The 15,577-nt window shown below is 42.0% G+C and carries 18 protein-coding genes and 1 riboswitch; all 18 genes read left to right on the top strand.

What is annotated here, in order from left to right:
- The first annotated feature begins 220 nt into the window (after positions 1-220).
- The 18 genes from DW005_RS11730 to cysK all read left to right on the top strand — a co-directional run bounded on the left by DW005_RS11730 (position 221) and on the right by cysK (position 15,284).
- Positions 221-487 (top strand): IreB family regulatory phosphoprotein, encoded by a 267-nt coding sequence (locus DW005_RS11730; RefSeq protein WP_022376179.1) that lies wholly within the window; start codon positions 221-223, stop codon positions 485-487.
- A 9-nt stretch (positions 488-496) separates the two neighbouring features.
- Positions 497-919: a Holliday junction resolvase RuvX gene (ruvX, locus tag DW005_RS11725; protein WP_022376178.1), complete on the top strand. Its 423-nt coding sequence runs from the start codon at positions 497-499 to the stop codon at positions 917-919.
- Positions 920-928: 9 nt separating this feature from the next.
- The gene (locus DW005_RS11720; protein WP_242989459.1) at positions 929-1,201 is read left to right on the top strand and encodes a DUF1292 domain-containing protein; all 273 of its coding nucleotides are present in this window, start codon (positions 929-931) and stop codon (positions 1,199-1,201) included.
- A 15-nt stretch (positions 1,202-1,216) separates the two neighbouring features.
- On the top strand, positions 1,217-2,887 hold the full coding sequence (locus DW005_RS11715) for a ribonuclease J (protein WP_117479651.1): 1,671 nt from the start codon (positions 1,217-1,219) through the stop codon (positions 2,885-2,887).
- 3 nt (positions 2,888-2,890) lie between these two features.
- Positions 2,891-3,250, top strand: coding sequence for an endolytic transglycosylase MltG (locus DW005_RS11710; RefSeq protein WP_022376175.1), 360 nt, complete (start codon positions 2,891-2,893; stop codon positions 3,248-3,250).
- Positions 3,251-3,324: 74 nt separating this feature from the next.
- Complete coding sequence (locus tag DW005_RS11705) at positions 3,325-4,008, top strand: O-methyltransferase (RefSeq protein WP_242989457.1); 684 nt, start codon at positions 3,325-3,327, stop codon at positions 4,006-4,008.
- A gap of 3 nt (positions 4,009-4,011) precedes the next feature.
- Positions 4,012-5,250 carry a U32 family peptidase gene (locus tag DW005_RS11700; RefSeq protein WP_117479649.1) on the top strand — a complete coding sequence of 413 codons (1,239 nt, stop codon included), beginning with the start codon at positions 4,012-4,014 and terminating at the stop codon, positions 5,248-5,250.
- Positions 5,247-6,224 (top strand): biotin--[acetyl-CoA-carboxylase] ligase, encoded by a 978-nt coding sequence (locus DW005_RS11695; RefSeq protein WP_117479647.1) that lies wholly within the window; start codon positions 5,247-5,249, stop codon positions 6,222-6,224. Before DW005_RS11700 ends, DW005_RS11695 begins: the two co-directional genes overlap by 4 nt.
- A gap of 11 nt (positions 6,225-6,235) precedes the next feature.
- Complete coding sequence (gene hflX / locus DW005_RS11690) at positions 6,236-7,474, top strand: GTPase HflX (RefSeq protein WP_117479646.1); 1,239 nt, start codon at positions 6,236-6,238, stop codon at positions 7,472-7,474.
- Between the two features lie 74 nt (positions 7,475-7,548).
- Positions 7,549-8,319: a polysaccharide deacetylase family protein gene (locus DW005_RS11685; protein ID WP_022376170.1), complete on the top strand. Its 771-nt coding sequence runs from the start codon at positions 7,549-7,551 to the stop codon at positions 8,317-8,319.
- Between the two features lie 66 nt (positions 8,320-8,385).
- On the top strand, positions 8,386-9,678 hold the full coding sequence (locus DW005_RS11680) for a M18 family aminopeptidase (RefSeq protein ID WP_117479643.1): 1,293 nt from the start codon (positions 8,386-8,388) through the stop codon (positions 9,676-9,678).
- Positions 9,679-9,723: 45 nt separating this feature from the next.
- Positions 9,724-9,827, top strand: a riboswitch (ZMP/ZTP riboswitch).
- A 59-nt stretch (positions 9,828-9,886) separates the two neighbouring features.
- The gene (locus tag DW005_RS11675) at positions 9,887-10,600 is read left to right on the top strand and encodes an IMP cyclohydrolase (RefSeq protein ID WP_117479641.1); all 714 of its coding nucleotides are present in this window, start codon (positions 9,887-9,889) and stop codon (positions 10,598-10,600) included.
- 11 nt (positions 10,601-10,611) lie between these two features.
- Positions 10,612-11,790, top strand: a complete 1,179-nt coding sequence (locus tag DW005_RS11670) for a phosphoribosylaminoimidazolecarboxamide formyltransferase (protein ID WP_117479639.1) — start codon at positions 10,612-10,614, stop codon at positions 11,788-11,790.
- A gap of 84 nt (positions 11,791-11,874) precedes the next feature.
- The gene (bioB, locus tag DW005_RS11665; protein ID WP_117479637.1) at positions 11,875-12,831 is read left to right on the top strand and encodes a biotin synthase BioB; all 957 of its coding nucleotides are present in this window, start codon (positions 11,875-11,877) and stop codon (positions 12,829-12,831) included.
- Positions 12,832-12,986: 155 nt separating this feature from the next.
- Complete coding sequence (locus DW005_RS11660) at positions 12,987-13,193, top strand: hypothetical protein (protein ID WP_117479635.1); 207 nt, start codon at positions 12,987-12,989, stop codon at positions 13,191-13,193.
- 17 nt (positions 13,194-13,210) lie between these two features.
- The gene (locus DW005_RS11655) at positions 13,211-13,489 is read left to right on the top strand and encodes a type II toxin-antitoxin system RelE/ParE family toxin (protein WP_117479633.1); all 279 of its coding nucleotides are present in this window, start codon (positions 13,211-13,213) and stop codon (positions 13,487-13,489) included.
- Positions 13,490-13,789: 300 nt separating this feature from the next.
- Positions 13,790-14,224, top strand: coding sequence for an Rrf2 family transcriptional regulator (locus tag DW005_RS11650; RefSeq protein WP_022376161.1), 435 nt, complete (start codon positions 13,790-13,792; stop codon positions 14,222-14,224).
- A gap of 133 nt (positions 14,225-14,357) precedes the next feature.
- Positions 14,358-15,284 carry a cysteine synthase A gene (gene cysK, locus DW005_RS11645; RefSeq protein WP_117479631.1) on the top strand — a complete coding sequence of 309 codons (927 nt, stop codon included), beginning with the start codon at positions 14,358-14,360 and terminating at the stop codon, positions 15,282-15,284.
- Positions 15,285-15,577: the final 293 nt, after the last annotated feature.

Below are 15,577 nucleotides of genomic sequence, written 5' to 3'. Positions count from 1 at the left end.
GTTTTAATTAAAGTCATCCACTTTTTTTAATGTGCTTTGCGGAAACTCAAGTATGATAAAAAAACAAAAGCAGATGATGGCTGCCGTTCTTCTGTTGTGCTTGGTGAAAAATATTATAAGATTGCGAAGATAAACTTCATGCAAAAAAACTCTTGCGAATTGAGGTTATATATATTACAATATTAGTAATTGGGTATGATTATAGAAAGGATGTGGCGGCATGCAGGAATTGAATAATACGCAATACTTTAAGGTTGAGGCGGAGAAAGATTTGGATGTCCGTGATGTGATTGCGGCAGTTTATTCTGCATTGACGGAAAAAGGCTACAATCCGGTTAATCAGATTGTTGGGTATCTGATGTCGGGAGACCCGACTTATATTACCAGTCACAAAGGTGCAAGAAGTTTGATTATGCGCGCAGAGCGTGACGAAATTATTGAAGTGTTTTTAGAAGACTATATTGAGAATAATCTCAAGGAAGACTAGGTATTTATTTTGAAAATCATGGGACTTGATTACGGCTCAGTGACAGTTGGTGTGGCGATTAGCGACTCCATGCTTTTGACTGCCCAGCCGGTTGAAGTTATAAAAAGAAAAAGTGAAAACAAATTACGACAGACTCTGGCACGTATTCAGGTACTGGCAGAGGAAAATGACGTAGGACGTATTGTGCTTGGCTACCCGAAGAATATGAATAATTCGGAGGGAGAGCGTGTCGAGCGAACGAAAGAATTTATGGAAAAACTAAAGGCTAGAACAGGGTTAGAAGTAGTGCTGTGGGACGAACGGCTCAGCACGGTTTCTGCCATGGATGTGTTAAAAGAAGGCGGAGTGCGCTCAGAACATCGGAAAACGTATGTAGATAAGATTGCAGCTTCCCTGATTTTACAAGGTTATTTAGATTCCATACACAATTAGGAGGATTTGATGTTAGAAAACGAAAATGGACTCATTATGCTTACGGCTGACGATGGCAGCGAGGAGGCTTTTTTTGTGTTGGAAAAAGCAGACATTGCCGGTGTATCGTATCTTCTTGTGACAGATTCCATTGAGGATGAGGAAGCAGAAGCAATGATTTTGAGAGAGGAAACAGAGGACGAACTGGTAACGTATCAGGTTGTAGACGATGAAAAAGAGTTGAAAATTATTTCAAAGTACTTAGAAGAGTTATTGGACGATGTAGAATTAAGATTAGAATAGAGAGGTGTAATAAAATTGAAGAAGAAAAAAACAGGGGAAGAGCGCGTAAAAATTATTCCGCTTGGAGGTTTGGAACAGATTGGAATGAACATTACGGCGTTTGAGACGGAAGAGAGTATTATTGTAGTGGACTGCGGACTGGCTTTCCCGGAAGATGATATGTTAGGTGTGGATTTAGTAATCCCGGATATCACGTATTTGCAGGATAACAGAGATAAAGTGAAAGGCTTTGTCATTACACACGGACATGAGGATCACATCGGTTCTCTGCCTTATGTGTTAAAAGAACTGAATGTTCCGATTTATGCTACGAGACTTACGATGGCAATTATCGAGAATAAGTTAAAAGAGCATAATCTGTTAAATAACGTTAAGAGAAAAGTCGTTACTTATGGTCAGTATATTAACTTAGGAGATTTCCGTATTGAGTTTATCCGGACAAACCACAGTATTGCAGATTCAGCGGCATTAGCCATTTATACACCGGCAGGAATTGTTGTACACACCGGTGACTTTAAAGTAGATTATACGCCGGTTTACGGAGACACAATTGATTTGGCTCGTTTTGGTGAACTTGGTAAAAAAGGTGTACTTGCCCTGATGTGCGACAGTACGAATGTTTTGAAACCGGGCTTTACTGAGTCGGAGCGTACGGTTGGTGCGACTTTTGATTCGATTTTTGAGGAAAATGTACACAACCGTATTATCGTGGCTACGTTTGCCTCGAATGTAGATCGTGTGCAGCAGGTTATTAATTCGGCGAAGAAGCAGAACCGTAAAGTCGTCATTGAAGGACGAAGCATGGTAAACATCGTAAATACGGCGGTGGAACTTGGTTATATTCAGGTGCCGGACAATATGATTATCAGCTTGGAAGAGATGAAAAATTATTCCGATGAGCAGCTCGTACTGATTACGACGGGAAGTCAGGGTGAAGCAATGGCAGCTCTTTCCCGTATTGCGGCAAGTATTCATCGTAAAATCGCAATTAAACCCGGGGATGTTGTTATTTTCAGTTCCCGTCCGATTCCGGGTAATGAGAAGTCGGTCTCAAAAGTAATTAACGAACTTTCTCAAAAGGGTGCAAAGGTAATTATTCAGGATACTCACGTTTCCGGACATGCATGTGAGGAAGAGATTAAATTGATTTATTCGCTTGTGAAACCGAAGTTTTCTATACCGGTTCATGGTGAGTACCGTCATTTGCAGGGACAGGCAGATGTAGCACAGAAGATGGGTGTGCCAAAAGAAAATATTAAGATTTTACGTTCCGGAGATATTTTGGAACTCCGTGAGGATCGTGCGACAATTGTTGGTAAAACGATTGCACAGGGAATTATGGTCGATGGACTTGGCATTGGCGATGTAGGAAATATTGTTCTTCGTGACCGCCAGCACTTATCGGAAAATGGTCTTTTGGTTGTGGTACTTACACTGGAGAAAGGCTCCAACACGATTTTGGCAGGACCGGATATTGTATCCCGTGGTTTTGTTTATGTTAGAGAAGCGGAAAACTTGATGGATGAGTGCCATGAAGTTGTTAATATTGCGCTTGACCGTCTATACGAAAGAGGAATTACAGACTGGGGAAGAATTAAAACAGAAATTAAGGATACTCTGAATGACTTCCTGTGGAAGAAGATGAAGAGAAATCCGGTTATTTTACCAATTATTATGGAGGTATAATCCATGTTAAAAGCTGTACGAACCATGTTAATTGTATTACTGAATATCGTGTTTTATGGTTTGGTTGTATTTGGTGGTGTACAGCTGTGCCGCGTCGGCTATTCCTTTGCCTGCGAGGCGGTGGGCGATACGTCAAAAGATTTGCCGCCGGGACAGACAAAAGCATTTACCATATCGGAGGATGATGGTGAATTTGAAGTGGCTAAGCGGCTGTCAAATCAGGATTTGGTCGGTAATCCGGCGGCGTTTTATGTGCACATGCAGTTGATGAAACGCGAGGGAACCGACATGCAGAAAGGTATTTATACGCTGAACAGCAGTATGACCTACGAGGAAATTATCCGTGTAATTTACGGATTGTAAATGATAACACTTAAAATCCCATGTTTTCTTATGGCAGGACTGGGATTTTTTGTGCGTTTAGTAAAGGAGAAAAAATGGTACACACAAAGACGAGTCACCATGACCGCATGGAAGTGTTTTTGGAAAAATACAGGGAGCCACTGCCAAAGCCATTAGAAGAGCTTGAGAGAAAGGCACTTTCAGAGGATGTGCCGATTATAAGGTCCGGCACAAGAGATATGTTGCGTTTCTTGCTGCGGGAGAGAAAGCCGAAAGAGGTTTTAGAAATTGGAACAGCGGTTGGATTTTCCGCTCTTTGCATGCGTGAGTATTTGCCAAAATCTTCACATATTACGACAATTGAAAAAGTTGAGATGCGCTTAAAAGAAGCGCGGGGAAATTTAGAGATGCTGGATGAAGATGACAGGATTACGTTGCTTGAAGGTGATGCAGCGAAAGTATTAAAACAACTTTTAATAAAAGGAAAATCCTATGATTTTATCTTTATGGATGCGGCAAAGGGACAGTATTTGAATTTTTTGCCGGATGTTATTGCTTTGATGGCAGATGACGCGATGCTTGTGTCCGATAATATTTTTCATGATGGTGATGTGTTGGAATCCCGTTATGCGGTACTGCGCAGAGATCGTACGATACATGGACGTATGCGGGAATATTTACAAGTTTTGTGTGAGAAGGAAGAATTAGAAACAATCTGTCTGCCGATTGCCGATGGCATGACAATTAGTACGAAAAAAAGAAATGGAAAGGGAGAGTAATTCATGGAGAATAATCGAAAAAAGCCGGAGGTTCTTGCCCCGGCAAGCAGTTTGGAAGTGTTAAAGACAGCCGTTTATTATGGTGCCGATGCGGTTTATATCGGCGGTGAAATGTATGGACTTCGGGCAAAGGCAAAAAACTTTTCTAAGGAAGATATGGCTGAGGGAATCCGTTTTGCTCACGAACACGGGAAAAAAGTGTATGTGACAGCGAATATTACTGCACATGACAGAGATTTAGAGGGCGTGCAGAAGTATTTTGAAGAATTAAAAGAAATCGATCCGGATGCTCTGATTATTTCCGATCCCGGTGTATTCCAGATTGCAACGGAAATCTGTCCTGAAATTGATATCCATATCAGTACGCAGGCAAATAATGTGAATTACCGTACATTCCGGTTTTGGCATAAATTGGGCGCAACGCGTGTTGTGACGGCGCGTGAACTCTCCATCAAAGAGATTGCGGATATTGATGCACATATACCGGAAGACCTTGAAATCGAGACATTTGTCCATGGTGCGATGTGTATTTCGTATTCCGGGCGGTGCCTTTTGAGCAATTATTTTACCGGCCGTGATGCGAATCTTGGTGCATGTACCCATCCGTGCCGCTGGAAATATTATATTATGGAAGAAAATCGTCCGGGTGAATATTTGCCGGTTGAGGAAAACGAGAGGGGAACATATATTTTCAATTCCAAGGATTTGTGTATGATTGAGCACATTCCGGAGTTGGTGGAAGCAGGTGTTGACAGTTTTAAAATCGAGGGACGTATGAAAACAGCTCTTTATGTCGCTGTCGTTGCCAGAACGTACCGTCAGGCAGTCGACGATTATTTTGAAGACCCGGAAAAATATAAGAAAAATATTCCGTATTATCAGGCGGAAATTGCAAAATGTACCTACCGTCAGTTTACGACCGGCTTCTTCTTTGGAAAACCAACGCATGAAACACAGATTTATGATAACAATACCTATCAGAAGGGTGCTGTTTATCTTGGACAGGTGAAAGAAGTAACGGAAGATGGGTATGTGGTGTTTTATCAGAAAAATAAATTCAGAGTTGGCGATACCATTGAAATTATGAAGAAAAATGGCGAAAACCAGACAGTTTCTGTGCTGCAAATGTTGAATGAGGATGGCGAAGAGACAGATGCCTGTCCGCATCCGGGAGAGAAAATCCGTATGAGAGTGGACGGTGTGGTCTGCGCCGGCGAGATTATGAGAGGGATTGAACGATGAGTGTAAAGACGGAAGTATTGAAACTGTTAGAGGCAAGCAGGGAAAGAGATTTGTCCGGACAGGAGATGGCAGAATCACTTGGCGTGACGAGATCGGCTATCTGGAAGGCAGTGAATACTCTGAAAAAAGAAGGTTATCAGATTCAGGCAGTAAATAACCGTGGTTACCGCCTGAAAGAAGAAAGCGATGTGTTGTCGGAGGAAGGAATCCGGCTGTGTCTGCATAAGCCGTACGACAGTCAGAAAATCAAGGTGTTTAAGTGCATTGATTCCACGAATATGGAAGCAAAGAGATGTGCACTGAATGGTGAAGGCGAGGGGCTTGTGATACTTGCTGAGGAGCAGACAAATGGACGTGGCAGACGCGGACGAAGTTTTTATTCGCCCGATGGAAGTGGGATTTACATGAGTGTTTTGTTCCGTCCAAAGCCGGAAATTTCGCAGGATGTTGTCTTGATTACAACAGCGGCTTCTGTTGCGGTATGCCGTGCGATTCGGGATGTCCTTTCACAGGAACCGCAGATTAAGTGGGTCAATGACGTTTATCTGAACGGGAAAAAGATATGTGGTATTTTGACCGAGGCGGTGTCCGATTTTGAGTCGGGACGGATTGATATAGTTGTCGTGGGAATTGGAATTAATTACCATGCGCCAAAGGAAGGTTATCCGGATGAAATCAAAGAGATTGCCGGTACGGTATGCGCAGAGGATGAAAAGATTCCGCGCAATGAATTGGTAGCAGCAATTATTGAGAATTTATGTAAGTTATATCAGGATTTACCGGATAAAAGTTTTATGGAAGATTACCGCAAGTGGTCGAATGTTCTTGGGAAAAAGATTCGCTTTACAAGCGGAACAGACTGGGAATATGGAACTGCCGTTGCGATTGATGAAGACGGTGGATTGATTGTGGAAAAGGAAGACCATACACAGGAAATTCTGCGTACGGGAGAAATCACCGTGCGGGTTTGTTAAAGGAGAAAAACATGGCTAAGACCTATGAGACAGAACAGGTGCAGGAAAAGTTTTTATTAGCTGCCGTTGATTTGGAGGATGGAACGGATGTTTCCTATTCTTTGGATGAACTTGCGGAACTTACGGAAACGGCAGGCGGCATTGTAGTCGGAAGACTGATTCAAAAAAGAGAGTCCGTGCATCCGGGAACATATGTCGGTAAGGGGAAAATTGAAGAACTGCGTGAACTGATTATGCAGACGGATGCGGATGGTATTGTCTGTGATGATGAGCTTACGCCGGCGCAGCTTACCAATTTGCAGGAAGAACTGCAGGTTAAGGTATTAGACCGTACCGTAATGATTTTAGATATTTTTGCCGCTCATGCAAGGACGAGCGAGGGAAAACTGCAGGTTGAATTAGCACAGCTTCGCTACCGTTCATCCAGGCTGACAGGACTTGGTAAAAGTTTGTCGAGGCTGGGCGGCGGAATTGGAACAAGAGGTCCCGGTGAGAAAAAACTGGAGATGGACAGGCGCCTGATTAAAGAGCGCATATCCATGTTGAACCGTCAGTTAAAAGAAGTCGTGAAAAACCGTGAGGTGCAGCGTCATAAAAGAACGCAGAATCCGACGAAAACAGTTGCCATCGTTGGTTATACAAATGCCGGAAAATCAACACTTTTGAATACACTGACAAAAGCCGCTGTATTAGAAGAGGATAAGTTATTTGCAACACTTGACCCGACGACACGCGTTTTGGAAAAAGAGGATGGGCAGAAAATCTTATTCACCGATACAGTTGGATTTATCAGTAAACTGCCACACTCTCTGATTCGTGCCTTCCGCTCCACGCTTGAGGAAGCGAAGTATGCGGACATGATTCTTCATGTTGTTGATGTCTCGAATCCAAAATATGATTTGCAGATGGAGGTTGTTTATGACACTTTGCGCGAGTTAAATATTGGCGACAAAAAAGTTATAACAGCATTTAATAAAATGGACTGTCTGGAATATAAGCCGGATGGCTTAAAAGATAAAAATAGCGAAGCATCTCTTATGATTTCTGCAAAGCAGAAAATCGGACTGGATAAATTGGTGGAAAAGATCGAAGAGGTACTGGATGAGGGAATGGTGAAGATTGAAAAAGTATTTGCTTACGACGAAGCAGGGAAAATCCAGGCAATTCGTGAGTTTGGAAGACTGGAACAAGAAGAATACCGTGAGGACGGCATTTTCGTAAAAGCGGTGATTCCGCCACATCTGCTTTAATATGGATAAACATTTAACCTTTTGACACTGCTATCATACAATGGAATAAGGGGAATTGTTTTGGTGGTGTGTTGATGAAAAAGACAGTTTATGTTGTTTGTGTCTGTGTTCTTTTTGTGCTGTTATTTTATGAAGTGAAGAGAAATTACGAAACGGAAAATGACGGCACAATTATTGTTCCAACGGGCAGTTTTGTATCTAAAGTCCAAAAGGAAAATCAAAAAACTGCCTATCTGACATTCGATGATGGTCCCAGTGGAAATACGAAAAAAATCATTAAAATATTAGAGGAAAAAGGAGCTGTCGCAACATTTTTCCTGATTGGAAAGGAAATTACGGGGGAGCGGGTTGATACTGTAAAGGAATTAAAGAAAAAAGGAAATGCGATTGGTGTGCACACATACTGCCATGAGCATAATCAGATGTATGCCAGTGCCAATTGTTTTTACAAAGATTTTCGGGCGGCATCCGATTGCATTGAAAAAATAATAGGAGAAAAGCCGACACTCCACCGCTTTCCGTGGGGGAGCAATAACGGTTATGTGAAATCTTATGTAGACGAACTCCATAATCAGCTAAGGAAAGAGGGCGTAAGAAGTTTCGACTGGAATGTATCGGGCGAAGATTCGATTTCCCCTCATGTTTCACAGGCAGTAATATTTCAAAATGTAAAAAAAGATGTCACGCGCTTTGAAAAGCCGATTATCCTGCTGCATGATGCCTCCGCCATGGATAATACAGCAAAAGTTCTTCCACAGATTATTGATTATATCAAAGAACAGGGGTATCGTTTTGATACGCTTGACCACAGAGAGGAATATTTATTTCCGGCGAGCTGGCGCTGATTTGTAAAAATGGCGGTTATTTGGTATACTAAAGGAAAATCATCGGAAAGAGAGAGGGATTTTATTATGGATAAAATATGTTCTTTTTTGAATCAGAGTGTGAGTCCGTATCATGCGGTAAAACAGGTAAAAGAGGCTTTGAAAGTGGCTGGTTTTCAGTCCTTGGAAGAAGAAAATCTTTGGCAGTTAGAGCCCGGCAAAAACTATTACGTAACAAGAAATGAGTCGAGTTTACTTGCCTTTTCCATGCCAAAAGAAAAACCGCTTTATTATCACCTTTGTGCCAGTCATAGTGATTTTCCTACGTTTCGGATTAAGAAAGCTAAGAAAAAAGATGCCTTTTATGCAAAAGCAGAAATCGAAGGTTATGGCGGCATGATTCACACAAGCTGGTTTGACAGACCGCTTGGACTTGCCGGACGTGTCATGAAAAAGACAAAAGAAGGGATTTTTAGTGTTCTCATTGCACCGGATAAAAATGTATTTGTGATTCCAAATCTGTCCATTCATTTTAACCGGGAAATCAATCAGGGATATAAGCATAATGTTCACGTTGATTTACAGCCGTTATATGGTGGCAGCGAGGCAGAACTGATGACACTTTTGCGGGAGGAAGCAGGCTGCAAAGTGGATGAAGAAATTGTAGATATGGATTTGATTCTTACCGTGCGCCAGCCGGCAGTCGCAGCCGGTGTCAAAGATGAGTTCCTTTTGACACCGCGTTTTGATGATTTAGGCTGTGTGTACACGACGTTACAGGGCTTTTTGCGTGCACAGGACAAGCTTCCGAAAGAAGCACTTTCCGTCTTTTGTCTCTTTGATAATGAAGAGGTGGGAAGCGGCAGCAGGCAGGGGGCACTTAGTAATTTTCTACCGGATGTATTGGAGAGAATTTGTTTGTCTTATGGTATGACAAAGGAGGAGCAGATTTGTGCGAGAAGCCGGAGTTTCCTGCTTAGTGCGGATAATGCCCATGCAGTGCATCCAAACCATCCGGAAAAGAGTGATGATGAGTTCCCGGTTGTTTTAAACGGCGGTGTTGTCATCAAATATAACGCGAGTCAGCGATATACGACAACCGGAATGACCGGTGGTGTGTTTGGCTCACTTTGTGAAAAAAATGATATCAAAACGCAGTTGTTTGTGAATCGCGCCGATATGCCGGGCGGCAGTACACTTGGTAATCTTTTGAGTCATTCCTTTAGTGTGCCAATGGTGGATATCGGTCTGCCGCAGCTTGCCATGCACAGTGCGGTGGAAACTGCCGGCTGTGAGGACGTAGAAACCATGATAGAAGCAATTCAGGCATTTTATGAGAGTGAGATTTGCCAGATAAAGGATGGCATGTGGCGTATTTAATGAAGAAAACGCTTGCATTTTCCCTAAAAATCAGTTATTCTAAACTTAGTTCCATACGACTGGCGGAAACTATATGAAAATCATATAGAGTGAGAGAACTCACAGGGAGTGTGGATTTGTATGAATTGCCGACCGCCTGGGCGACCGTTTACCCGGTTGCCCGGGCGGTTTTTTTGATACTATTACAAAAAAGATTGGAGGAATCATGATGCAGAAACTTTCATTGGAACAGGAACTCAAAAACAATGCGTATCCGGGACGTGGAATCGTGATTGGAAAATCACCAAACGGCAAATACGCAGTGACCGCTTATTTTATTATGGGGCGGAGTGAAAACAGTAGAAACCGTGTCTTTGTAAACGATGGTGAGGGAATCCGCACACAGGCATTTGACCCATCAAAATTGAGTGACCCAAGTCTTATTATCTACGCACCGGTCCGCGTATTGGGAAACAAGACTATTGTTACCAACGGTGACCAGACAGACACAATTTATGAACTGATGGATAAACAGCAGACTTTTGAGCAGGCGCTCCGCACAAGAGAATTTGAACCGGACGGCCCGAATTATACACCAAGAATTTCCGGCATTATGCATGTGGAAAATGGAGAGTACAATTATGCAATGTCTATTTTAAAAAGCAATAACGGAAATCCGGATGCCTGCAATCGTTATACTTTCGCATATGAGAATCCGGTAGCAGGAGAGGGACATTTTATCCATACTTATATGTGTGATGGAAATCCATTGCCAAGTTTTGAGGGCGAGCCGAAATGGATTGAAACAATGGATGATATGAATGCATTTGCTGATATGCTGTGGGAAAGCTTGAATGAGGACAATAAAGTTTCCTTATTTGTGCGCTACATTGACATTGAAACCGGAAAATACGAATCGATTATTAAAAATAAGAATAAGTAAAGGAGAAAATCATGAAAGAATTGGAATTGAAATATGGCTGTAACCCGAATCAGAAACCATCCCGTATTTACCGCAAAGATGGTGAACTGCCAATCAAAGTGTTAAATGGAAAACCGGGTTACATTAACTTTTTGGATGCTTTTAACGGATGGCAGTTAGTCAGTGAATTGAAGAAGGCAACCGGACTTCCGGCAGCAACTTCTTTTAAACATGTTTCGCCGGCTGGTGCAGCAGTAGGTCTTCCACTGAGTGACGTTGAGGCAAAAATTTACTGGGTAGACGATTTGGGTGAGTTATCTCCGCTTGCTGCCGCATATGCCAGAGCAAGAGGTGCTGACCGTATGTCTTCTTATGGTGACTTTATTGCATTGTCAGATGTGTGTGATGTCTCCGCAGCCAAATTGATTAAGAGAGAATTTTCCGATGGAATTATTGCACCTGGTTATGAGCCGGAAGCATTAGAACTTCTGAAAGAGAAGAAAAAAGGTGCTTATGCCATTATCGAGATTGACCCGAATTATGTACCGGACCCAATTGAGCACAAAGAAGTATTTGGTATTACCTTTGAGCAGGGACGCAATGAGTTAAACATTGACAAAGATTTCTTCAGCAACATTGTGACAGAGAATAAAGATTTGCCGGAGTCAGCAAGAATTGATATGGCAATTTCAATGATTACGTTAAAATATACGCAGTCAAATTCTGTTTGCTTTGTAAAAGGCGGACAGGCAATTGGTATCGGTGCCGGACAGCAGTCCCGCATTCACTGTACAAGACTTGCCGGACAGAAGGCAGATAACTGGCTGTTAAGACAGTCTCCACAGGTACTTTCCCTGCCGTTTAAAGAGGGGATGAAGCGTGCCGAGCGCGACAACGCCATTGACAATTATATCGGTGAAGATTACATGGATGTTTTGGCAGATGGATGCTGGGAAAAATATTTCACTGAAAAACCACCGGTATTTACAAAAGAAGAAAAGCGGAAATGGTTGTCCGAGTACGCAAAAGATGTAACTCTTGGCTCCGATGCGTTCTTCCCATTTGATGATAACATTGAAAGAGCATACCGCAGCGGTGTAAAATACATTGCACAGCCGGGCGGTTCAATTCGTGATAAGGATTGTATCGATGCCTGCAACCGTCACAATATGGTGATGAGCTTTACAGGAATCCGTTTGTTCCATCACTAAAATGACAACTAAATAAAATATTTAGGTTGACAATCATTCCTCCCATGGTAGAATAAAAGTATCTACCATAGGAGGAATTTTATTATGTATGAAGAACTGGTAAATGAGATTATTGAAGGAAGACGTTTAGGAAAAGAAGATGACCTGACTTTTTTGATTAATGGTGATTTGGAGTCGCTTTGTCAGGGAGCCGATAAAATTCGAAAAGAATTGTGTGGTAATCAGGTGGATTTATGCACAATTATTAATGGACGTGCCGGACGGTGCAGTGAAAACTGCCGGTTCTGTGCCCAGTCGAGCCATCACCATACCGGAGCAGAAGAATATGATGTAATGGATGTGGATTCTTTTGTGAAAGCATGTCATGTAAATGAAGAAAATGGAGCTCATCGTTTTTCTATTGTGACAGCGGGCAGAACGCTTGTCGGCAAAGAGTTTGATCAGATTGTAGAAGCGTACAAAAGAATGCATGAGGAGTGTAAAGAAATTGAATTATGTGCTTCGCATGGTCTTTTGACAAAAGAGCAGTTTGAAATTTTGCGTAAGGTTGGCGTAACACGCTGCCATGCGAATATTGAGACGTCGCGCAGATATTTTCCAAGTATCTGCACCACGCATACGTTTGAGGATAAACTTGCGTGCATCCGGGCTGCCAAAGAGGCCGGATTAGAGGTTTGCTCCGGAGGAATTGTCGGCATGGGAGAGACATGGGAGGATAGGCTGGATATGGCACTTACGCTTGCAGAGCTTGAAGTTGATTCCATTCCGTTAAATGCACTGATGCCGATTCCGGGCACACCGTTTGAAAACCTAAAACAGCTTACTGAAGAAGAACTTCTGCGAGTTATCGCTATGTTCCGTTTTATTAACCCTTCGACATCAATTCGCTTGGCAGCAGGCCGTAAACTGATGAAGGAAAATGGTAAAAAAGCTTTCTTCTCCGGGGCAAATGCCACGATAACCGGCGATATGCTTACAACATCGGGAAATAATACCAAACAGGATAAACAAATGCTTGTTGCAAGTGGTTTTGAGATTTAGTTTACAGGTTCCGTAGATTACGAAAAGAGGGGGAAGGACTGTATCCTGCGCCGCTTTCGCTATTATTTACGAAACCAAATAGGATTTTGAAATCAATTGTAAAAGTGACGGCATCGTGTTATATTATGTACAACAAAACAAAGAGGGTGATTTGTATGAGTACAGCAAAACAGTTGATTATTGATAATCTTTCTGACATATCTGATGACATTCAGGATGAATTTGAAGTTATGGAAAACTTATATAAATTGCTTCGTTTCAAGAAGAGCCAGCAATCTATCACTGAATATGGCGGGCATACAACGGACGAAGTACGCAAAATGTTTCAAAAGAAACGTGAAGAAAGGACAATTCTTGCATGAACATAATCTAGTCTGATTTGGCAATTGAAGACTTGAATGATATTGAAGACTACATTGCAAGAGATAATCCGGCTCGTGCAGTGTCTTTTGTTGATGAATTGATTGATTTGGGAGATTCTTTAAGTAATGAAGGCGAAGCTGAAAAAGGAACTCCGGCAAAATGGATTCGTGATACGAATGTGCGTGAATTGTACTGCAAGAATTATACTATCGTGTACGAGATTTGTGGTGACGATATTATTATTCATGAAGTATATAATTCCGCAAAATTGTCTGGACAACTTCGAGGTTGGTAATAATAAAAATACTGAACGACCGCAATTTCAAGCTATGATGGATGTGGCTGATTTATTTGGCTTCAGTAAATAGCAGCGGAAAATTTGTTTCTTGTGTGCTACGAATACGCGGGTGTCTGGCAGGTGTTTTTGACCTGCCGATACCCCTGCGTATTTGTTAAGCGAAAGCGGCACACAAGGGACAAACTTTCCGCTATTATTTATGAAACCAAATAAATACCACCCCTTGATTTTTCCCCCCTCTTATTGTATCATATAAATACGGTAGGGAATGTATGAAAAGAACAGGAGGGAAGACCCTTGAAAATATCAACAAAAGGCAGGTATGCGCTGCGGCTTATGCTGGATTTGGCACTGAATGATTCAGAAAAACCAACCAGAATAAAAGAAATATCAAGCCGTCAGGGAATATCCGATAAATACTTAGAGCAGATTATAGCAATTTTAAATAAGGCACGGTATGTCAGAAGCATCCGAGGACCCCAGGGCGGATATCTGCTGACAAAAAAGCCGGAAGAATACACAGTAGGCATGATTTTGCGCCTGACAGAAGGCAGTATGGCACCGGTTGACTGCGTGGATGAAGAACTTGGGTCATGCAGCCGCATGGACAACTGCGCAACAGCCGTTGTCTGGAAGAAATTAAACGATGCTATCAGTGATGTAATTGACAACATTACACTTGCAGATTTGGTTGACTGGCAGATTGCAAAAGACGGCGATTATTCCATTTAAAATTGAAAAACAAAAAACACCTTATTTCCTATTGACAAACTAGGGAATAAGGTGTATTCTTTTAATCATCAAATAGTAATCATACCAAACACGTATGAATAATATGAAAAGAAAGGAAGGAAGGGGAAGAAAGATGGCAATTTATAAGAAAGTAACTGATTTAGTAGGAAATACACCGATTTTAGAGTTGGGAAATTACGAGGAAAAACACAATTTAGAGGCAAAAATTTTAGCAAAATTAGAGTATTTTAATCCAGCTGGAAGCGTAAAAGACCGTATTGCACGTGAAATTATTCTAGATGCATTGGAGACTGGCAAATTGACAAAAGACTCCGTGATTATTGAGCCAACGAGTGGAAATACAGGAATTGGCTTAGCTTCTGTAGCCGCTTCATTAGGAATTCGTATTATTATTACAATGCCAGAGACCATGAGCGTTGAGCGACGCAATTTGATGAAAGCATATGGTGCTGAACTTGTTTTGACCGATGGCACAAAAGGAATGAAAGGTGCCATTGCAAAGGCAGATGAACTCGCAAAAGAAATTCCAAACAGCTTTATTCCTGGACAGTTTGTCAATGAACTGAATCCACGTGCACATAAGCGTACGACCGGTCCGGAAATTTGGGAGGATACCGAAGGAAAAGTGGATATTTTTGTTGCCGGTGTAGGAACGGGCGGAACCGTTTCCGGTGTCGGTGAATATTTGAAATCGAAAAATCCGGATGTGAAAATTGTGGCAGTTGAGCCTGCAAGCTCACCGGTGTTATCAAAAGGTGAGGCAGGTGCACACAAGATCCAGGGAATTGGTGCCGGATTTGTGCCGGATACATTGAATACCGATATATACGATGAAGTTATCCCGGTTGAGAATGAGGATGCTTTTGAATTGGGACGCGAAGTGGCAAGAACCGAGGGAATCCTTGTAGGTATCTCATCCGGAGCAGCGTTAAAAGCAGCGACAGAACTGGCAAAGAGACCCGAAAACAAAGGCAAGACAATTGTTGCCCTGTTCCCGGATACCGGTGACCGCTATTTGTCCACACCGATGTTTTCTTAATCGGTTTCAAACTGCTAGGGTGAAAATTTTATAGGATAATTAAAAAGATAAAGAAGAAGCACCTTTTTCTGTGTTGGGATTAAGTTGAAAAACAAAATTCCAAAGAAAGAGGTGCTTTTTTGCAAAAGTGGCCCTTCATTTTGCTAAAAATGTCATTTTTATTGAAATGTGTGCATTTATGCGATAAATTAGCAAGGCAAGTGTTTTGCATCAGCCGGAAATGTCGGATAAAATGAAAAAACTTCTCGGTGAAAAATAAATCAAATATTTTGTCAGATTTTCTCCGTTTGGAA

The sequence above is a fragment of the Clostridium sp. AF36-4 genome (genome assembly GCF_003435975.1).
Lineage (GTDB): Bacteria > Bacillota > Clostridia > Lachnospirales > Lachnospiraceae > Eubacterium_F.
The sequence above is the reverse complement of the archived record's forward strand: the minus strand, read 5'-3'. Positions and strand labels throughout refer to the sequence as shown.